11 protein-coding genes are annotated in these 22,273 nt (G+C 40.7%); 8 read left to right on the top strand and 3 right to left on the bottom strand.

Features of this window, described 5'->3' with window-relative positions:
- Nucleotides 1-408: 408 nt before the first annotated feature.
- The 8 genes from IPJ16_03835 (at nt 409) to IPJ16_03800 (ending at nt 18,411) form a co-directional block, all read left to right on the top strand.
- Nucleotides 409-3,705, top strand: coding sequence for a TonB-dependent receptor (locus IPJ16_03835; protein MBK7626317.1), 3,297 nt, complete (start codon nt 409-411; stop codon nt 3,703-3,705).
- A 14-nt stretch (nt 3,706-3,719) separates the two neighbouring features.
- Complete coding sequence (locus IPJ16_03830) at nt 3,720-5,588, top strand: RagB/SusD family nutrient uptake outer membrane protein (protein MBK7626316.1); 1,869 nt, start codon at nt 3,720-3,722, stop codon at nt 5,586-5,588.
- A gap of 24 nt (nt 5,589-5,612) precedes the next feature.
- Complete coding sequence (locus tag IPJ16_03825; GenBank protein ID MBK7626315.1) at nt 5,613-8,807, top strand: SusC/RagA family TonB-linked outer membrane protein; 3,195 nt, start codon at nt 5,613-5,615, stop codon at nt 8,805-8,807.
- A 57-nt stretch (nt 8,808-8,864) separates the two neighbouring features.
- Nucleotides 8,865-10,667, top strand: coding sequence for a RagB/SusD family nutrient uptake outer membrane protein (locus tag IPJ16_03820; protein ID MBK7626314.1), 1,803 nt, complete (start codon nt 8,865-8,867; stop codon nt 10,665-10,667).
- 19 nt (nt 10,668-10,686) lie between these two features.
- Nucleotides 10,687-11,679 (top strand): DUF1735 domain-containing protein, encoded by a 993-nt coding sequence (locus tag IPJ16_03815; protein MBK7626313.1) that lies wholly within the window; start codon nt 10,687-10,689, stop codon nt 11,677-11,679.
- A 421-nt stretch (nt 11,680-12,100) separates the two neighbouring features.
- Entirely contained in the window at nt 12,101-15,208 is a 3,108-nt protein-coding gene (locus tag IPJ16_03810; GenBank protein MBK7626312.1) for a DUF4982 domain-containing protein, read from the top strand.
- A 248-nt stretch (nt 15,209-15,456) separates the two neighbouring features.
- The gene (locus tag IPJ16_03805; GenBank protein ID MBK7626311.1) at nt 15,457-16,866 is read left to right on the top strand and encodes an acetylxylan esterase; all 1,410 of its coding nucleotides are present in this window, start codon (nt 15,457-15,459) and stop codon (nt 16,864-16,866) included.
- A 201-nt stretch (nt 16,867-17,067) separates the two neighbouring features.
- Nucleotides 17,068-18,411, top strand: a complete 1,344-nt coding sequence (locus IPJ16_03800; protein MBK7626310.1) for a BNR-4 repeat-containing protein — start codon at nt 17,068-17,070, stop codon at nt 18,409-18,411.
- A 5-nt stretch (nt 18,412-18,416) separates the two neighbouring features.
- On the opposite strand, the gene IPJ16_03795 is transcribed toward IPJ16_03800, so the two are convergent.
- The 3 genes from IPJ16_03795 to IPJ16_03785 form a co-directional block, all read right to left on the bottom strand.
- Entirely contained in the window at nt 18,417-19,769 is a 1,353-nt protein-coding gene (locus tag IPJ16_03795; protein MBK7626309.1) for an amidohydrolase family protein, read from the bottom strand.
- Between the two features lie 116 nt (nt 19,770-19,885).
- Nucleotides 19,886-20,974: a pectate lyase gene (gene pelA, locus IPJ16_03790; protein MBK7626308.1), complete on the bottom strand. Its 1,089-nt coding sequence runs from the start codon at nt 20,972-20,974 to the stop codon at nt 19,886-19,888.
- Nucleotides 20,971-22,263 (bottom strand): hypothetical protein, encoded by a 1,293-nt coding sequence (locus IPJ16_03785; protein ID MBK7626307.1) that lies wholly within the window; start codon nt 22,261-22,263, stop codon nt 20,971-20,973. Before IPJ16_03785 ends, pelA begins: the two co-directional genes overlap by 4 nt.
- Nucleotides 22,264-22,273: the final 10 nt, after the last annotated feature.

The raw sequence follows: 22,273 nt of genomic DNA, 5'->3' as shown, positions 1-22,273 counted from the left end.
TTTATTTTCTAATATTGCTTCCGGGAATTATGTAACCTGACCTTCATAAATACTCCTAACCTGGTATTTTAAGTTACAAAACACCCAGCTTTTTGAGTAACCCTGATCAGTACCAAATGTCCATCAATTGGTTGTTTGAGAATGATTTTTGATTTTTTTGTTTGTTGACTAACTAACCGTCCTTCCATGAAATTGAGATTGATCCAGAAAATCTCTTTGTGCAAAAACCCCGTTAACCTACACGAAAGTTTTGGTAATTAATCCTTTATACCCTATAAACTAACCAACCTACTACTATGAAAAACAGATCAAATCAAAGAAAACCCGGATAGTGTCTTAATCCGTTAACCTACACGAATCCACCATTTAATTGGCTCAAATTATTAATACTCAAATTATTTAAAATGCATGAAAAAAATTACTGAAAAACGGTTGCAATTTGTCAGGTATCGCTGGCTTAAGCCATCGATCATGTCAAAATTGTGTATCATGTTTCTGTTTTGCTCTATAGCATTTACTCAGGTGGTCACGGCTAATCCGGGCAATCTGGGCGATATGCAGCAGGCGACCGTAACAGGTACGGTGACAGATGCTGCTACCGGTGAAGCTCTTATTGGGGTGTCCGTTGTTGTGAAAGGAACCACTGTAGGTGCTCTAACCGATATTAATGGTAAATTTTCAATTCCTGTATCAAACATGCAGGTAAACCTCCTGATTTCTTTCATCGGCTATGCATCCCAGGATGTCGCGGTAACAGCAGGAACTCCTGTCAATATCGCACTTGCACTTGAATTGACACAGATTCAGGAAGTTGTTGTTATCGGATATGGAACACAGAAAAAAGAATCTGTTGTTGGTGCCATAACACAGGTAAACAGCAAAGCCCTGATGCAGGCAGGTGAGGTATCAGTCACTAACGCTATCGCAGGTAAACTTTCAGGTGTATTAACAATACAGCAGGATGCAGAACCCGGATCTGACAATGCAAACTTGTTTGTCCGCGGTCTTTCAAGCTGGAACGGTAGTGCTCCTCTTGTTCTGGTTGATGGTGTGGAACGCGATTTCACAAATATCGACCCAAACGAAATTGAAGCAATCTCTGTACTTAAAGATGCTTCTGCAACTGCAGTATTCGGTGCAAAAGGTGCAAACGGTGTTATTGTTGTAACAACCAAACGTGGTTTGCTCGGTAAACCTAAAATGGATTTTACAGGCAGCTATGGTATACAGATTGCCACCAGAATACCAGATAATATCGACTCCTATACAACAATGTCGATGTATAATATTGCACTTATGAACAACGGTACATTTACCGGCCTTATACCTCAAACAGCATTGAATGAGTATAAGAATCCTTCTACTCCTTTGAATGCTCTTCGCTATCCGAATGTGAACTGGTTCGAAGAAACAACAAAACCATTCGCTCCTGTTAGCAGTGCAAACCTTAATATCACCGGTGGTACTGACTTTGCGAAGTACTTCCTGTCATTTGGTTACCAGTATACCGGCGACTTCTTTAAGGGAACCCATGATGGGGCATATGACATGAGGTATTATAACCATAAATTCAACTACAGGATCAACCTCGATTTTGATCTTACAAAATCAACAATCTTAACTTTGAATGTTGGTGGTGTACTCAATACAAAAAACAACCCTAACAGCAGCGGATGGAGAGACCTCTATTCAACATCAGGTACCAGAGCTCCTGCATATTATCCTGCATGGGTCCTTGAAATGGTTCCGGATACTGATTATCCCGATGCAACAGGTGACAGGTTCGCACACCCTGCTGGTGAATATACAAACAACCCTTATCACACTTTGAATTCTGGGCAGTTCAATAAGGAGCTTGGTTCAACACTCTTTACCGACCTTATTCTGAAACAGAACCTTGATTTTATAACAAAAGGACTATCAGTAAACGGAAAAGTATCTCTCAGCAGCTATTACCGCAACAGGCAGGTTCAGGCTTCGCAGACTTTCCCCAGATATATTCTGTACTTTGACAGGATAGGTGTTGATGTTAAGAATAATGATACAGGAGCAGGTTCAGTAGCAGCTCCACTGCCAGATGGTAAGGTTGATCAGAACCCATGGTTCAGATTTAACCCTGCTGAAGGTAATGAAGTATGGACAATGCCTCCTCTCGATGTAAATACATCCGGACTTCAGGGTGGTTATTATTCCGACCTCTATTATGAGATGTCAGTTAATTATGACAGGGCCTTTGGAAAGCACAATGTGAGTGCACTGGGACTCTTCAACCGTCAGCAGAAAAACTCTGAAGTGGATTTTCCTTATTATAATGAGGGTCTTGTCGGAAGAGCAACTTATGATTATAGCCGCAAATATTTATTCGAAGTTAACGTAGGATATACCGGGTCTGAAAGATTTGCCCCGGAAAAAAGATTTGGTTTCTTCCCCTCAGCTGCTCTTGGATGGGTAATCTCTGAAGAACAGTTCTTTAAAAATGCTGTACCATGGATGAACAGACTTAAAGTAAGGTATTCCGACGGTATGGTAGGAAGTGACTATGCAAAGAGCCGCTGGCTTTATAACAGTGCGTTCTTTAAGGACAACGGTGGTTATATCCGCGAGGACATGATGGCTAACACCAAGGCTACATGGGAAAGATCTCATAAGAGAGACCTGGGTATTGAGATCGGGCTCTTCAAGAACATGATCACCATTACTGTTGACGGATTCAATGAATACCGCGACCAGATGCTTCTTACTCCTAAAAGTACCACAATGCTTATTGGACAAACCTTCAAGGAGATTAACCTTGGTAAAGTTAAAAAGCATGGTATAGAAGCAGAAGTTGAATTCAGAAAAAGTCCTTCTCCTAATTTCGAGTATTTTGTCAGAGGTATTTTCGGATGGAACGAGAACAGAGTTATCTTTAAGGATGACCCTGCCGCTTTTCCAGATCATATGAAACTTGCAGGGAAGCCTCTTACCGAGATGCTTTGGGCTGAAGGTGGCCTTGAGGGTCTTGAAATTAATGGGGTGGAACTTACAGGTACAGGATACTATACCTCAATCGATGATATTCATAATAATCCAACTCCGATTGATTATACCAAACAATACCTGGGAGACTATAAGTACCTGGACTATAATGCTGACGGAACAATCAATACAATTGATAAGCATGCTATACCGGGACTGACATATCCTCCAATCACCTACGCATTGTCAGGTGGGTTTAACTGGAAAAATTTAACCTTCAATATGCTTTTCTCAGGTAACCAGGGAAAATATGTTCAGTATAACCAGGCATTTGAAATAGAGTTTATTAAAGGTGACTGGAGGGTTCATAAATCAGCACTTGATTTCTGGACGCCAACTAACCAGGATGCAACTCATGCTACTATGCACTTCAGCGGTACCTCAAGCCAGGATAACCTTGTTTGGGGAGGCGGAGAAGCCGACAGGGGTTATCAGACTATTATCAAAGACAGATACTTCAGAAACGCATCTTACCTGAGGCTCAAGGATGTCTATCTGGGTTATAACATTAAATCAGCGATGCTGAATAATACCATGGGTATATCAAATCTGCTTGTTTATGTCAGCGGAAGTAACCTATTAACAATTACTCCACTGATAGAAGGCGACCCTGAAGCTACAAACTTCCAACAGGGCTTTTATCCCCAGATGACTACATTAAGGGGCGGAATTAAAATAGCATTTTAATTTATAAGACAGTAATTATGAAAAGACAATTAATACTGCTTTTAATAACAGGGATGAGTTTGATATTTACAACCTCATGCCTTAAAGAATATCTCGACAAGGCCCCGGAATCGGGTCTGACCGAAGATGTTGTATTTACTAAATACGCAAACTTCAAGCTGTTCTTCGATGCAAACTATGATGGCAGGAAGTGGTATAACAACGGCTGGAGAGATACATGGAATTACAAATCAACTCTTCCTTTTTATATAGATCAGTGGGACCAGAAATATGCAATAAACTCAACAACAGATGCAGCTGACCAGGGCCGATATATGGAAGGACATGCATGGAAGAGCGGAAACATGTCAGAAACCATTATTGCGAAACTCTGCTATGATGGTCAAAGGCGACCAATTCTTGGAGCATGTTTCGATGGCATAAGGATTTGCAACATCGCCATAAGAAATGTAGACAGGATACAGGATGCTGATGATAATATAAAGAATGACTTCAGCGGTCAGGCTTATTTTTTAAGGGCATGGTACCATTTCACAATGTTCAGATTCTGGGGACCGATGCCGTACCTCGACTACGTGATGACTCCATTCGATAAAACATGGGATCTGGCACGTATGGAAAAGAACGATTATTTGCAAAGAATCGTGCAAGATATCGATTCTGCCTACTATTTTTTCAATCTGGCTGGTGTGGTCCGAAGAGATCCGATGCCTGGTGTATCAGGTTCTCTCGATTATGCTACATATGAAATGAAAAGACCAAATGGTATGGCTGCCAAGGCTTTCAAATCAAGAGTTCTGCTCTTTGCTGCGAGTCCGCTGAATAATAAAAGCGGAGTAACTGAGTGGCAGAATGCGGCAGCGGCAGCATGGGAAGCCATACAGGTTGCTGAATCAAAAGGGGTGGTAATTCTGCCGCTTCTTGATCCGGTGAGCAAGAATGACCGCCACCTTAATTATTATGGAAAGGATGTTTGTGAGGAGAGTATCTGGACATATTCTCATGGAACCCGGAACTGGAACTTCGATGCAACTTTCTGGAATGGTGTTTTAACAACAGGCTCCGGTTCATCCGGTACCAATCCTACTCAAAACTGGGTTGATAAATATGAAACTTTAACCGGAATGCCGTTAAATACAACCGCAGACAGAGCAGCAGCAGCAACAGCCGGTCAGTATAATGAACAGAATCCTTTTATCAACAGGGATCCAAGGCTGGCTACAGATGTTGTATACAATCAGGGACCATTGCAGGGATGGACAAGCAACAAGGCACAGATCTATCTTACCGGTACAACGCCGTCTGAGCTTCTTGTTACTTCATGGAACGGCAGAACTTACACAGGATATATGCTAAGGAAAAACTGGGCAGATAACAGTACCAAGAACAGGGTATCTTCTATTTGGGCAGATCCTTTATTCCGGTTGTCAGAACTTTATTTGAACTATGCAGAGGCTGTAAATGAAGCTTATGGTCCTGCTGGTACAGCTCCCGGATCATCTTTGACAGCTATTGCGGCTATCAATAAAATAAGAACCAAATCAGGGATGCCTAATGTAAGGGCGGAATTTATCGGATCAAAAGATGCCTTCAGACCTAGAATAAAGAATGAGAGAAATGTTGAACTAGGATTCGAAGGACATCATTATTACGATGATATCCGGCGCTGGATGGAACTTCCTCAGATAATGTCGAGCAAATTGTATGCAAACATACCTCAAAAGGTTGCAGTTTCCTCTACCTACCCGACAGGATATCAGTATGTTCGTACAGAGTTATCAGCTGATCGTCAGCCCACTTGGGAAGAGGGTATGTATTACCTGCCATTCCTGAATGCAGATGCTCTTAAGATGAAGAATTTTGTTTCAAACCCAGTCTGGTAACAAGAACCATTAATACGAAAATCTATGAGATTTAAAAATATATTTTATCAAAAAGTCAGATTTGCCGGGCTCTTTCTTATTGTATTTATACTTTCATGGCCTGTAAATGCACAGGTGCAGAATGAAAAGAAAGCCAGGCAGCTGTTCGACGTCGTTCTTAAAGTTACTGATGAGAGCGGAACGCCGATTGCAAATGCTAAAGTGGTTGTGGGTGAAGGTCTCATCCATACCCAGTCAGACCAGGATGGTACTGTCACATTCAAGGGTTACCCTGAGAGTGTTGTTACCATTACCGCACCTCTATATGAGAAAAAAGTCAGCCCTGTTATTGACCTGATGCAGAGTAAGACTGTTACTCTGATCCATGCAAAAATGCACATGACATCCGATGACGATGTAGCATTGCCATTTACTACGTTGAAAAGGCGTTATCTAACCGGACCGGAAACAGTAATACCGGGCTCATATTTCTTACGGTATCCATCAACTGATATACGTAATTCGCTTACAGGTATATCTTCAATGTATGATGTCAGGGAACTGGATGGATCACCGGGCCTTCACCCGATGGAAGGATATCAGAACCTGAACCTGTTAAGTACAAGCTCTATGGGCGCTACTGATAAATTCGGTGGTATGCCTTACGTTATGGTTGACAATATGCCGACTGACTTGCAGGAGTATGTACTCGATCCAGCTGAGATAGAATCAGCTACTCTGGTAAAGGGTATCCTGGGAACTACGATGTACGGTCCTGCTGCAACTGGTGGTGTGCTTTATATTAAAACCAAGTATGGTACGAAAAATGAACGTATGCTGCACGTTGATGTAGAAAAAGGAGTAAGCGTTGTCGACCGTATGCCGGGCTACGTCCTGGGTGCTGATTATGCTACTCTGCATAATCAGGCGAGAGTTAACAGCGGTTTGCCAGAACTATACACCAGTGCTCAGATTGCAGGATTTGCCCAGAATAATGGTTACGATCTTCAGTATCCAAGTGCTGATTATGCAAACATGATGCTTGATAAAACGATGGAGTTTCAGAGAGTCAACATGTCATCTTCTGGAGGAAATGACATTGTTCAGTATAACTCATATCTTGGTTATGCAGGAGAGGGTGATATCATCAATCTGGGTGCAAAATCTGACTATAACAGGGTTACTACACGTCAGAATGTCAATGTAAAGATCAATGATCAGTTCACTGCATTATTCGGTTTTTATGGAAATCTGAGCTTCCGCCGTTCGCCAAGCTACGGATTCGACCCGCAGTATACATCAGAGAATACTGATAATGCTACACTTACTATCACTGAGTTACCATCAATTCTTACCGATATACACAGTACACCGCCTGTAGCATACCCGATATGGGCTTATCTCGATGAAACGACAAAGCCGGCAACACCATGGTATGGTGTAAGTGCACTGTACCCAGACAACCTTATAGGTAATGTTGTGGATCAGGGATACTATACCGACAGGGGCAGGACAGGTTCTTCCTATCTGAAACTTATTTACGATGCAGATAAATTCATAAAAGGACTCAAGTCAATAAGCTCTTTCGCATTCAATATTCACAATACTGTAAGGGTTGGAAAAACTAACGATTATCTTGCCTATACAGTTGATCCCACGACTCTGGCTTTAACAAGGTCCTCAGCTCACTCTCTGATTAAACAGACAGATCTTCTTAAGCTTATGGACTACTATTTCCAGCGCTATTCATTCAATGAAGTACTAAGTTACGACAGGACTTTTGCCAACAGCACTCTGCAATCAACACTGACTTATAATCAACTTCTTACCTATATAAACGGAGTTGAGGAGCCACAGCGTGCACGTAACACTGCACTTTCGGTTATGTATTCTATTAAGGACAAATACTCCTTCCAGGGAGTGCTCAATTATGCAGGGACATCAGTTTTTGACAAGGATTACAGGAATATTCTGAACTGGGCCTTCGGAGGAAACTACGTTATCTCAGATGAGGCATTTATGTCGAACATAAAAGCTGTAAATTATCTTAAGCTTCGTGTTCAGGGTGGTATTTCAGGAAATGAGACATTCTACCAGAATCTTTTCTATGTTGACAGATGGTCTTCCACTTCTTCTACCAGTACAACAACTAACTGGGGATTCGGTGCATTATCCTCGTCTCCGACATGGTTTGGTACCACAACTGATGCTGCTGTTACAAGATCATACCTTTCAAGAACAGGTAATCCAATCCTGACCTGGGAAAAAAGACAGGAGTTAAATGCAGGATTTGATGCTGTGTTATTTAATAATAAAGTCACTTTAGACATGACTTACTACAACTGGCTTGTTGATGGTTCTATTTCACAGGTTTCCAATATTTTGCCATTGGTTGCAGGATATAACGGAGCACGTCCATATTTAAATTACAACCAGACAAGGTACAATGCTCTTGGAATTGATCTTACATATACCGAGAAGTTTGGAGATGTTACTATGGTTATAGGTGCAAATGCAACTACCTCTAAAGGAACCAGAATAAAATATGATCAGCCTGACTATAGATTTGATTACCAGGACCGTATCGGAAAACCATCCGATGCAATTTTTGGTCAGAACTATATTGGGAAATTCACTTCAGATGCAGACGCACTTGTTGTACCTCAGTTATTTGATGCCGTTCTTAAGGAAGGAGATCTTAAATATGCGGATATGAATGAAGATGGTGTTGTTGATGACCTCGATCAGGGCATGATAGGCCATTCTTCACCCCGACTTTATTATGGTATGAATATTTCTCTGAAGTATAAGAATTTCGATCTGTTTATACTTGGATCTGGAAGAGCCTTCTATGATATCGCGCTTACGAATCCATATTTCTGGAATGGTTGGAATTCGACTGATGGAAGTAATAATAATTACTCAAACTTTACCAGAGACAATATAGGTGGAGATTATCCCAGGTTAACATACAATAAGGTTAATAATAACTTTGTGGTATCTGAGTTCTGGCTTAGAAAAGGAGATTTCTTCAAGATCCAGAATATTGAGCTTGCTTATACAATTCCTGCTGAGAAGCTTCAGTTCATGGGTGGACGTGCAGTAAGGATATACGTAAGAGGTGCAAATCTGATGACTATCTCGAAGATCAAAGATGTTGATCCTGAATCAATCAACTCAGGTGTTACGGTTTATCCGTTATTCAAGACCATCTCTGCCGGAGTTAAATTAAATTTTTAAACTGTTAAAATTATGAAGACGAAAAAAATATTATTATTTGGATTCATTTTAGTTCTGATGGCTTCGTGTGAAGATTATCTCGATCCGTGGCCAAACGGGAACTATGACAGTGAAACCATCTGGGACTACCAGAACCTCGTACAGGGTTTAATTAACAGGTGTTATGACAATATCGCCGAAGCCAGTGTAGGGGGATCTACAAGGAACTATAATAACAATGAGGGTGTTTACCTTGACGGCGTCACCGATGATGCTGTTCTGACCAGTTCCACAAACGTGATGAGACGATATGCCCTGAATACAATGACCACCTCACAGGATCCTTTCCAGGGTTACTGGGACCGTGACTACAGGTCTATTGCCCAGTGCAATATCTTCCTGCACGACAGACGCGGTTACAATACAAGGTATCTTGTAAAAGACTCTTATAATGATCAGATGAGGACCCGGTTACAGGGTGAAGCTTTTGCTCTGAGAGCATGGTTTCAATGGGATCTTCTTCAGAAATTCGGAGGAAAAGGTGTCAACGGCGTGATGCTTGGTTTTCCAATCGTTACTGAAGTATTCGATGTTAACGACGAAATCAACCTTGCACGTAATACTTATGATGAATGTGTAAAGCAGATTATTGCTGACTGCGATTCAGCTATGAAGTATCTTCCCCTGGCTCACAGAGATTTTCTGTACCCGGCTGGTACCGACTTAAGTTATCTTGGTGGTAAGTACTGGGGTCGTTTTGATGATATAGCAACACTTGGTATTAAAGCTAATGTCTATCTCACCTGGGCATCACCAAGGTTCAATCCCGGCAACGACGTTGCACGCTGGGACAGCGCTGCAAAAAACGCACAGAAGATAATAAACTTCAAGCTGACAACTGATAATATTTCCAGTTCCAACAGCTTCAGGGCTACAGATCCTGTAATATTTACCAATCCAAATTCACCTGAAATCGTGTTTGCCACAAGGTACAATACCGGTAACACAGCTATGGAGAGAATGTTTTATCCTGGCGGTTTCCAGGGTAATGGCGAGATTGGAGCAACCCAGGATCTTGTAAACTCATTTGGAATGGCAAATGGCCGCCCAATTACAGATCCTCTAAGCGGCTATAATCCGGCTAATCCTTATGCTGGTCGTGATCCGAGGTTTTATAGCGTAATTTTCTATAATACGGCACAGGCTAAAAAACTTACAGGAGGAGCCACAATGTACACTTTCGAGAACTGGAATGAAGGTCCTACAGTCGGTAAAGATGCTGCGGGGACCAGATCGGACAACAGTCTGACAAATTACCACATCAAGAAATTTGTGTATATGAATACTAACTGGTCAGATGCTACAGTATTATCAGCTCCGCATTCTAAGTTTATCTATCGCTGGGCACATTTTGTACTTATCTATGCTGAAGCAGCCAACCATGTAACAAAAAATCCAAATACAGCTTTGTATGGAGGACTAACACCAAAAGCTGCTCTTAAGTACCTGCGCGTCAGAAAGACTTACGATAATGCAACAGGACTGCCTGCTGCTGATCCATATCTCGATGCTCAGACAACCGAAGCAGCCTTTGATGCTCTTGTAAAGAATGAAAGAAGGATTGAAACCTGCTTCGAGGGGATGAGATTTTATGACCTTCGCCGCTGGACAACTGATGCCGACTGGCAAAGTGTGATAAATGTACCTGTTCACGGTGCTTATATCACTCAGGTTGCCGGAACTCCGGTTACATATACATACAATCTGAATTATGTAGTTGAAAACCGGAATCTTCCTTCTCCTTACAATCCCATTCCTTATAATGAGATAATGAGAATGAGCAAACTGGTACAGAATGAAGGATGGCCTTCATGGAACTAAAACATTAAAAGAAACAGATATGAAAAAAATATTAGCTTTAATAGTTCTTTCGATAGTGATGGTTTCATGCTACGAAGAATACCTTCTCGACTACCCCATCACTTCGATATATTTCCCCTTTCAGCAGGATGTACGTACATTCGTTGTTGGAGAAGGAATGAAAATTGAAGTAGGTGTAGCTCTCGGAGGCGTAAAACAGAATGAGAAGGACCGTAACGTTTCCTTCATCCTCGACCCTTTACTGGTTACTCCCACGCGACTCTTAAGTATGCAGAGTTCATCATGGAGTTATATCAAAGATGCAACTGCACCAGTTGCTGCTCTTCAGCAGTTACCTTCCAATTATTATCAGATGACACCCAGCACCACCACAATGGTAATCAAGGCGGGATGGCATGGAGGAACAGTTGTCATAAAGGCTGATTCAACAAGCTTTTTGAATGATTCCCTGAAAACAATTATGTCAACTTATGTTCTTCCTTTTAAAATTACAGCAGCAGATGCAGACTCAGTTCTTTATGCAAAGAAGACAAATGTTATAGGTGTAAAGTTTGAAAACATGCTGTTCGGTAATTACTGGCATGGTGGTGCAGCAGTGATCAACAGACCTTTAAAGAGCGATACCACAATCTATTACAAGACTACTATTCCGACGCAGGAGAACCTGATATGGACACTTACAACTGCAGGGCCCAGCACTCTTACATGCAATGGATATTATAAGAACACGGTAGTAGTTGGTAAAAAGCAGTTTAGCCTGACTAAAAAAGGGACTAAGCTCTATCTCAGTCCTGTAGCTGGTGCATCACAGGTTTTCACTCAGGATGGAGAATGTACCTATAATAATTCAAAATTATTACAGGAGAGAAAGATCATACTTAAATACAAGTATACTGAAACTGCATCGCCTTTCTATACCTATCATTGCACTGATACTCTCACTTTCCGTAACAGGATACGTGATGGTATCAACGAATGGCAGGATGAGAATCCTTCGCATTATACGAAATAACCCCTCCCTAAATCCCTCCCCCGTGGGGGAGGGACTTTGGTTGAGACAAATTTTCTGTAGGGACACATAATTATGTGTCCCTACATTGTTTTTACAGCCTGTTAATCTAATTATTATAGTTTATTGATGGAGCCGTAGATCCCTCGCTGTCGCTTCGGGATGACACTGCGATTATAGGGTATATGGGGAAAGAAGTGGCGATTCGATGAAAAAATATTCTTAAAGATGATAAATTTATGTCGAATCGCCACTTCTTTCCCCTTCTTTGACCACGCAAATAACTGTCATCCTGAGCGATAGCGAAGGATCCCCGGACTTGAGCAGGAATTTGATATTAAAGGGTATTGGCAAAGTGAGAGTACGTTTCAATTTTATTTCCTATCTTAGTACATACTATGCATAAAAGTGTAAATATCATATTATGAAACATATAACGTTAATTTTATCTTTTTTATTCTGCATATCTTTTTCCCATGCACAGAAAAAACCTGTAGCTGTTCAGAAAAGCCAGAGGGTAGAGAAAATAATAAACTCTCAATGGACATTCAATTATTTTCCTAATGAATCAGCCGATAAAGGATATGAATCTCCCGGGACAGATGATTCAAAGTGGATTGCTGTCAGTTTGCCCCATACCTGGAGTACATACGAGACTACAGGAGAACTGCATCCCTTTATAAGAAATGCTTCGGAAAACGACAATCCTTACTGGTGGACCGGATGGGGATGGTACCGTAAACACTTTTCAGTTAATAAAGAATTCGAAGGCAGAAGGGTTTTTATTGAATTTGAAGGTGTTCAGAAGTATTGCAAAGTATGGATTAACGGAAAATATCTCGGCGATCATAAAGGCGGGTATGGCTCGTTTGATTTTGATATAACATCTCATCTTAAACCCGGCGCCGATAATGTAATAGCCATTGCAGTTAACAACCGGCAAAAGGATCAGTTTAAAATTCCTCCAATGGCGGCAGGTAATTTCAATGTGTATGGTGGTATTTATCGCGATGTCACTATCGTTTTGAAGAATAATCTGTATATACCAATGCAGGGATCGGCAAGTCATGAGGGCGGAACATTTGTTACAACCCCTTCTGTAAACGAAAAAGAGGCAACTGTCAGGGTTCAGACCTGGGTTAAGAATGATAATCCGGCAAAGAAATCTTGCACATTACAGACAACGATATTCGATGCTGCCAATAAGATGATTCAGGTTATTAAAACTACGTCAGATATTGCACCCGGACAGCTTTATAAATTTGATCAGACTTTCAAGCCTGTAAAAAATCCACGATTATGGTCGAATGAATCACCGTATTTGTACAGGGTATTCTCTGAAGTAATAGATGGAAAAGACCTTGTTGATACTTATAACAGTCCTCTTGGTTTTCGCTGGTTCAGATGGGATTATAAAGAAAATTTCCTTTATGTTAACGGTAAGAAAATGATTTTAAACGGAGGAAACCGTCACCAGGAATATCCATGGCTGGGAGACGCAATCCCAAAATGGATAACCGACATGGACTTCAAAGATATAGCTGAAAATCTGAATTATAACTTCATGCGTACAGCTCATTATCCTAACGATAAGTATGTCTATGATCTGACTGACAGGTATGGTATTGTAATTGATGAAGAATCACCCAGCATAAAGAATCAGGATTTTTCACCTGAAGTCCAGGAACAACAGATGAAAGAAATGATCAGACGCGACAGGAACCACCCCAGCATAATGTTCTGGGGCATGGGCAATGAAACAAACCGTGCAGTAGATTCAAAATTTGCGGTTGCTGAAGATACTACCAGGATCCTAACGGCACGACGTGTTTCTGATGGATCAGCTGGGAAATTTGTAAAACATACCGACGATAATCTTCCGCTTGAGAACCTCTTAAGATGTACGATCAGGGGATGGTATAATAAAGATGTAAAAGACCTTGAGCCTTCAGACGGACAGCATAGCGGGACAGAAGAACATCAGCAGAATATGCTCAAAGCCAGCGGTCTGTTTGGAACTGGAAATCTATCCACATGGTTGTATGCTGATCATGGGGCAGACCGTGAATATCTCAATTCACCGCTTCTGCATGTAAATCCAAAAGGTTATGTTGATACCTACAGGATACCCAAATATGCCTACTATTTCTGGCAGGCCACTTATTCAAAAAAGCCTATGGCGTTCATCCAGCCTCATTTCTGGAGAACACAATATCTCGGACAAAAAAAGGATATCGTTGTAAACTCTAACTGCGATAAGGTTGAACTTAAAGTGAATGGTGTAAGCAAAGGAACTCAGATCCCGGATGCCGCTAATTTCCACAGTGTTACATTCAAGGATATAATTGTTGAAAAAGGAACTGTAACAGCAGTTGCAACTAAAAACGGTTTAAATATCACTGCCCAGGTTGTTATGGCAGATGACCCTGCAAAAATAGTACTGACATCTTCTCACAAAAAGTTTACCGCTGACAGAGGTTCGGTAGCCATCATTACTGCTGATATAGTTGATGGGAAAGGAAATCATGTCTATGGTGCAAATAATTCAGTGAAGTGGACTATATCAGGACCTGCTGTATTAGTCGGGCCATCAGCATATGAATCAGATATTTACCGTCATCATGAGATGGAGGGAGTCTGGTACATTGATATGCCGGTTTCAAATGTGATTAGGTCGACAGGAAAACCGGGGAAGATCCGGGTAACTGTATCTGCAGGCGGTCTGGCTTCAGGTTCGTTTGAAATTGATGCTGAGGCTTTTGTTCCCGATAATTCGGTAATAACTGAACCTGTTCTTGATGATGAGAATCGGAAAAAAGTAGCAAAGCTCATTCTGACTCCAGGTCGTCTGGAAGAGACTCCGCGTGAAATAAAACTAACAGTTGATGAAATAAAACTGTCCTCCTCAGACAGAATGGGATATGCAAAAACGATTCGTGAATCAATAAAGAAGAACAATCCGGCTGTTGATACCACTATTGTTGAGTTCAGGGCCCTTGTTTCATTATTCTCCAAGCACCTGTTAAATAATAATGGTCAATTGATTGCCGATGATTACAATTTCAATGTTGATCATTACAATACCTGCCGTCTGATTGCAGGATATATTGCAGCCACAAAACTGCCTCCTCTGTACAAGGATGCAATGAGGAAATATTATGCAAATCTGATAATTACAAAAGGAGCGGAAAGAGATCCGGGTGATGAGATGAACTGGCTGAACTGGATTCCATCAGGCGGTACAGTAGTGATTTCAACAAGTGGAGAAAATATACCAGCTGTGAAGGGTGCAATAATGACAAATAAGACCGAATTGGCTGATCTGATCGCAATCGTTCATACAGGCTTCCCGAAATTCAGTGACGAAGCTAAGGAACGGGCACTGTTATTCATTTCACAGATGAATCCTTATATCCACCCGACTTCCGTAAGCGAAAAAGATAAGGATGGTAATCTGGTGACAAAAATCTCGTATAAAGCGGAAAAGGGACAGATGATTTTAATACCGTTACTGAAGTTTATTGCAGAATAGATTATTGCCCCTCTCCCGATAGTTATCGGGACCCCTAAAGGGGGGGGCTATGCTTGCATATATAGGAGAATTACAGTGGTTTGCAGATACAAACCCCCTTTAGGGGGCTGGGGGCAAAAAATAGGGAATAGAAGAACTAACACAGAGTTACACTGAGGAGGCACAGAGTTACACAGAGGAAATCTTTGTGTAACTTAGTGTCTTGGTGCCTTGGTGGCAAACAGTTAATTAATGTAAACCTTAACATAATGAAAATTAAGATTTTAATTCTGATTTGTCTGATAATTGTATCAGGAAAGATATTTGCACAGTCACCTCAGGATGTCTATAAAAAACCTCTCAAAGAAGTTATAGCAGATATCGAAACGAAATATAAAATAAAACTTCAATACAGTGAAAGTCTTGTTAAAGGTGTCGATGTTTTGTATCCGAGCTGGAGATATAGATCCGGTATTGAAGAGACTCTTACTAATATCCTCATGCCCCTTGATATGATTTTCGAGAAGACATCTGAAGGGGTATATAAAGTCAGTAAATATGCCTATCATGTTCGTCCTGTCGAAGAGGGAAAGAAACATCTTGATAGGCTTCTGGCAAGCTATACTTCTCAGTCAGCATGGGATTTAAGAAAAGCTGAGTTAAGGAAATGTTTCTTTGAACAGCTTGGATTATCACCCTTTCCAGAGAAGACAGCACTTAATCCTATCTATACTCCAAAACGTCAGTTTGATGGTTATACTGTTGAAAATATTGGTCTTGAAGTGATTCCCGGGGTCTATTTGTGCGGATCCATGTACCGTCCTGCCAAAGGTAAAGGTCCATTTCCTGCTGTGCTTTGCCCGCATGGACATTTCAGCAGTCCTGACCTGAATCAGAATGGCCGCTATCGTCCCGATCAGCAATACAGATGTGCAATGCTTGCAAGAATGGGAGCAGTGGTATTCAGTTATGAGATGTTTGCATACGGGGAGTCGTTGTTACAGGTTAAAACAGAAGATCACAAGACCACACTCGCGCTTACAATGCAGACATTAAACTCAATACGGATAATAGACTTTCTTACTACTTTGCCCTATGTTGATCCGAAGCGCATTGGTGTTACTGGTGAATCAGGTGGTGGCACACAGACATTTCTTTTAACTGCTCTCGACGGCAGAGTTACAGTTAGTGTTCCAGTTGTTATGGTTTCATCCTGGTTCTTTGGCGGCTGTACTTGCGAAAGCGGTCTCCCGATACACTCCTGCACCGATCTGGGAACAAATAATGCAGAAATTGCCGCAATGGCATCACCGCGTCCGATGCTTGTTATCTCTGATGGTGATGACTGGACGAAGAATGTGCCGCAAATTGAATTTCCATATTTGCAGAAAGTATATAGTCTGTACGGGAAACAGGCAAATGTTGAAAATGTCCATCTTGCTGCTGAAGGCCATGATTATGGTGTTTCCAAGAGAATGGCTATGTATGATTTCATGGCGAAGCATCTTGGCCTGAATCTAAATGCAGTTAAAGGTAAAGACGGAAAAACAGATGAATCTAAGGTCACTATAGAGAAATATGAAGCACTACTCGTATTCGGAAAAGAGGGTAAATTGCCTGCAAATGCTTTAAAAGGATCAGAAGCAATACAAAACAGCCTGAATTCTTTGAAAAAATAGGAACAGAAAAAAGTAGAATTTATCACTTTAATGCTTATAATCTGGTAAAGATTATATCTTTAAGTACGAAAAATGCCGGGGGACATTATTCAAAAAGTCTTATATTGTAACTTATGGCAGATTCAGGAACAGAGTACTAACAACTGAACTTTTAAATATTGGTTATCAATGATTTTAGGTAAAAGTAAAAAATTGGTACTGATGATATTCCTCATTTTGGGATATTTTCATGTAGGTGCTCAGAATCAAAAAGCTCAGGGATACATGGGATTATGGTCGAGATCGGAAATCTCTCATGAATATGGATACAGATATTCAGGAGGCTTGGGAACATTTTCATCTCAGCATAGGCCAATGGCAATTTATAGTGCCAAAATGGACAAAACATACTTCCTGTATTCAGGAACAAGAGACCAGGATGAGAGTCATTTGCAGATAATGATCTCCTATTTTGATCACAAGTCACGCAAGGTTCCGAGGCCAGTTGTTGTGTATGATAAAATGGGTGTGACCGATGCACAGGATAATGCTTCATTGTTGATCGATTCAAATGGCAATATCTGGGTTTTTGTAAGCGGCAGGGGAAGAACTCGTCCGGGATTGATATTTAAGAGCACCTTACCCTGGTCAATAGAAAGTTTTGATTTGGTGCTTGAAGGTGAAATATTATTTCCACAACCTGTTTGGTTGAATGACAGTTGTTTTTTCCTGTTGCACTCAAAACTTATGAAAGGCCGGGAGCTGTTCTGGACATCAAGTACTGATGGAAAAACATGGAGTGAAAGCAGTAAAATTGCAAGTATGGGAGGTCATTTTCAAACAACCGGTGCTTTCGGAAATACTGTTTATACTGTGTTTAGTTATTATCCTGAAGGGAATATTGATAAGAGAACGAATCTCTATCTGCTTAAAACTGATGACTTTGGAAAGACCTGGAAAAATATTGATGGTAAGGTTATTACAGTTCCTTTGACAGAAGTGGTTAATGATGCACTGATAAAAGACTACTCAGACGAGAAAAAACTTGTATACATAAATGATCTGAACTTTGACTCTGAAGGTAATCCGGTTATCCTTGCAATCGTTAGCAGCGGATACAAACCGGGAGAAAGCGGGGAGCCCCGGGATTTAATAGTAATACGGTGGAAAGCAAATAAATGGCTATTCAGTAAAGTAGCCTCTGTAGACCATAACTTTGATATGGGGCCTATATTTATTTCGAAAGATGAATGGAGGATAATTGCTCCAACAGGGGTTGGAGTGCAGAAGAATGTAACAGGAGGTGAAATGGAACTTTGGGTAAGTAAAAATGAGGGTGCTGACTGGGAGAAATCTCATGAACTGACCAAAAATAGTATAAGAAATAATTCATATCCACGGAGACCTATGTACGCAGATAAAGATTTTTTTGCTTATTGGGTGGATGGAGATGCAGAGAATATTTCCCAGTCAATACTTTATTTTACAAATGAGAAATGCGATAAGATCTGGGTTTTGCCTTATAATATGAAGAAAGATTCAGAGAGGCCTGTACGTATAAAATAATTTGATTAATGGATATTATAAAACCTTTTTCCATTATCATAGAGCAACATCTTTGCTATTTTTTTAGCCTCATTTTCAGATAAATAGTTTTCGCCAACCTTTTTGATAAGAACATTTGAAATGGTCTTTTTCGCTATTACAAGGTTTCCATAAGTGTTTTCAATAAATCGCTGGTCACCGCCAAAAGCCATTATCTTACTGGCAGGAACGGTCTCGAGCCATTCTTCCAGATACCTTTCTGCATATGCTGGTGAAATTGAATATGTCCAGTTCATATCGATTGAAACATTTTTAAAATTCTTTGCCAGAGTCGATAATTCACCACCGAAAGGATATCCGCCATGGAATAGGACAAAATTTACATCAGGATATTGCCGGAACAGATTATTAAGAAGAGTTGGATCTGAATTATTTATATTGTTTGAATTCCCAGCCTGAAGTCCGGTATGAAATGCAACAGGAATTTTGTTTTTTTCAGCAAGTTTAAGAAGCTGATGAACCATATAATCCTGCAAAGGCCTGGCTTCTTCTGCTTTTAATACCATGTCTTTGTTGCCATTAACAATAGTTTTAAAAACTTTCCTGGCAATCTCAATATTTACATCTTCAAAAATCAATGGTCTGATATAAGCCAGATTAATTTTTATGGCCACCATACCTTCATCAAGTTTGGCCTTAAAATCCGTGTTCAGGGCTTTTACCAGTCCCTCAAGAGTGTAAATTGGTTCCAACTGCATTATTGCCATGGAATCAATTACTCTTTTTGAATCAAGAGTTATCCATGTATCAAACCTGGTGATAAACTTTATATAGTTCCCTTTTGTTTTAATCTCGTCACCATCCTGTATTATATAATCTATCTTACATATATCCTTTGCCACATGATCCATCCACTCCTTCTGATAGGAGTCTTTTATTTTTCGGGATAATGGCCCCACAGTGGAAAGATTTAATTCTTTAATACCATAAAGATCATTAAAGGCCAGCAGCATAGTCCTGTTGGATGCTGTATTTAAAGTGTTTTGCCAGTACGGTTCAATTATTTTCCATTTTGCTTCAGGAGAAAGTGTGCCATTATAAATATTTGAATATAAAGTATCTGGTAACCCGGAAGAGACAAGATCATTAAATCCGTTTTCCAGGAAAAAAAGAGCGAAGTCAAGAAAGGGAGATTGTTTCAGAAAATCAGGATGAAAAAAGTGCTCATGTGTATCGAATACTCTTAATGAATCAACATACTCCATAATACGGTTCTCGTACCCAGGCTGAGCAGAAGAAGCTACAGGAGTCTGGCTATTAAGGCTGACAGATACAGATAAAAGCACTAGGAGTAATTTCAGAATCAAAGTATGCTTCACAGTTCCAATTGGTACTTTTAATGAGACATCGATTATCTTAAGTATGTTATGTTTGTTAGACTACACAGGACCCTTGAATATTCCCGTTTAACTTTATTTAACAATATTCAGTGTTTTTATTTTACCCACTTTGCTTTCCAATCCGGATATTTACTTATAACAACCAAAGGATCATCCGTATACCAGCTGTATCCGTTCCTCCTTTCATAACCTATTTCTTCAAGAGTCTTCTTCTTTATACCATCCCTGTCGCATACATAAGGCTCCTGGGTGTCAAGATCATAAAAGCGTGCCCACATATCACCTGCCTTAGGATCAGTTACAATCCGTCGGTCCTTAAGACCTTCCGTATTAATAAAAGTATCCCATCTTGTATTCTTAATTCTATGATTATTAAGCCACTCAATCGAACCTTCAACTGATTCAATTATCTCAGTTGACGGATCCGGGATCTCCATAAGGAGACTGATTATACCTACAGACTCGGCACCACTAAAAGAAGGAAGTTCATACGACCTTGCTTTAGCCGGCAGGAAGGTTGCTTCATCGTGCTGTGCACACCACACTGTTCTCTTCCCGTTTATAACTATCTGGGTTCTGAGAATTACATCGATCCCTTTAGTATATGCATTTTCAACTCTGGACATATTATCAGTGTCTGTAACAGCAGAGTAAAGAGGTTTTTTGTCCCTGATATCCCTCAGCATTGAAAGTATATTTACTATTGCATTGTCGTTGAATGTGATATGGGTATAATATCCTTTTCTTAAAGGCCAGAACATTGGCCATCCTCCATTATCATACTGGGCATCAAGAATGAAATCCAAACCTCTGTTAAACGACACCTTATATGTTTCGTTTTTAGTCTTGTTATACATCCTTGCCAAAAACTTCATTTCGGTAGTTGTGGCACTGTTATCGAATATTGCATCATTGGTTCCCTTGTCATCGTTTACTTTGGCTTTTTCAGCTTCAGTGAGGGGTTTATGAATAGGTGTGTTTTTGGGCCATCCGCCAATATCACGTTGATATAGAAGTACATTCTCTGCCACTTTCAATGATTCTTCAGAACCATACCATTCTTCCGGCATTTTTGTTGCAACATAAGTCCATGGTTTATCTGTGTAAGAACTCTGAGCTGCTGATTCATGAAGTAAGCAGAAAATCATCACAAGAGAGAAAAGTGCTAAGGAGGTATTTCTCATTTTTCAGGAAGATTGAATTCAATAATGTACTCCGACATATATTTGTCTTTATAGGGTTTCAGGTATTTTACGAATAGCCTGGCTTTTTTGCCCAGTTTCAGACAAGTGTTTTTATTATTAATATCTTCAGGTGTATCCAGGGGTTGCAGGGAAGGGTACCATAGAAAATATCCTGGTTTATCGAGAAGTAATTGAGGTTTTGACCATTTCTGTGAGTTGTCTCCTTCACCAAGATTCTTATTATTGTTGAAAGAAATATGGATGCTGCTACCGGCCCATGATGGTCCGGTTACTTTGCCCATAAGCATTACCCAGCAGTTGAGGTATGTATTCCAGCTTACCGATGGGCCCCAGTGGAATCCTCCGCCGGGAGATGATGCCGGCCCTCCTCCCTCAATAATGGGGATCTGCAGTGAAGGAACAGGGGATCCTATTCCATCATATGGTGCATTAAATCCTGTTCCGTCCCATCTTTTTGCTTTTCCGGCCGGATTATCAAGATCGCTCAGTTTTAAACGTGCCACGCTTATACATTGCCCGCTCCATTCCTTTTCCCGATCATAAGTTCCTTCCTCGTAAACGCCCGGGTAACCATATTCACCGTAAAAAAGGTACAGGTATTCCCCTGAAGCCACAGCAGAAGGATCTCCCACACCACCGGCAAAGGTGTTTGATGTATTATGCGGTTTAAGAATCATTCGCGTCTGCAAGTCCTCAATGAATATTCCTTTATTTTCCCAGCTTCTTCCGCCATTAATCGATTTCATGATCCCGATACGGCATACAGCAGCGGGAGATCCGGGTTCCTTTAATCCCTGCGGCCATTTTTCATTTTTATAGCCGGTACCCGTAGCTTCATCATATGGTAGTGTTGAAGGATAGTTTTCATTATGGTAAACTGCATAAAGTGTTCTTCCGCTGTTATCGCTTGTATCCTGATAGACCGTTTCGAACCAAATTGCTCCGTGCAGTCCTTCAGATCCGGGAGGAACATTAGGAGGAAGGTCTGGTTCAGTAAAATCTTCAGCTCTGCTTAAAAATGCCTCCAGTGAATTACGACCATCTGCATATTTAAGATGATGTGCCCCTCCATCAGGATCCCATAGCGGATCCTCCCCGTATTTCCCGGGAAAAATGCGGAATGTATCTCCAACCCAGGCCTCTGCCATATTGCAATCGACAAATGAATTGAAGAAAAAGGTATCTGCCGGAATTAATTTAAACTGCGGCAATGATAATGCGGGACTATTCTTTAAATCATTTTTACATCCTGAAACAATAAGGATTATTAATAATGTT

Source organism: Bacteroidales bacterium, assembly GCA_016709865.1.
Lineage (GTDB): Bacteria > Bacteroidota > Bacteroidia > Bacteroidales > VadinHA17 > LD21.
The sequence above is the reverse complement of the archived record's forward strand: the minus strand, read 5'-3'. Positions and strand labels throughout refer to the sequence as shown.

Coding starts and splice junctions, on each gene's coding strand:
- IPJ16_03835 (MBK7626317.1), top strand. CDS start 409: ATGAAAAAAATTACTGAAAAACGGTTGCAATTTGTCAGGTATCGCTGG.
- IPJ16_03825 (MBK7626315.1), top strand. CDS start 5,613: ATGAGATTTAAAAATATATTTTATCAAAAAGTCAGATTTGCCGGGCTC.
- IPJ16_03820 (MBK7626314.1), top strand. CDS start 8,865: ATGGCTTCGTGTGAAGATTATCTCGATCCGTGGCCAAACGGGAACTAT.
- IPJ16_03815 (MBK7626313.1), top strand. CDS start 10,687: ATGAAAAAAATATTAGCTTTAATAGTTCTTTCGATAGTGATGGTTTCA.
- IPJ16_03810 (MBK7626312.1), top strand. CDS start 12,101: ATGAAACATATAACGTTAATTTTATCTTTTTTATTCTGCATATCTTTT.
- IPJ16_03805 (MBK7626311.1), top strand. CDS start 15,457: ATGAAAATTAAGATTTTAATTCTGATTTGTCTGATAATTGTATCAGGA.
- IPJ16_03800 (MBK7626310.1), top strand. CDS start 17,068: ATGATATTCCTCATTTTGGGATATTTTCATGTAGGTGCTCAGAATCAA.
- pelA (MBK7626308.1), bottom strand. CDS start 20,974: ATGAGAAATACCTCCTTAGCACTTTTCTCTCTTGTGATGATTTTCTGC.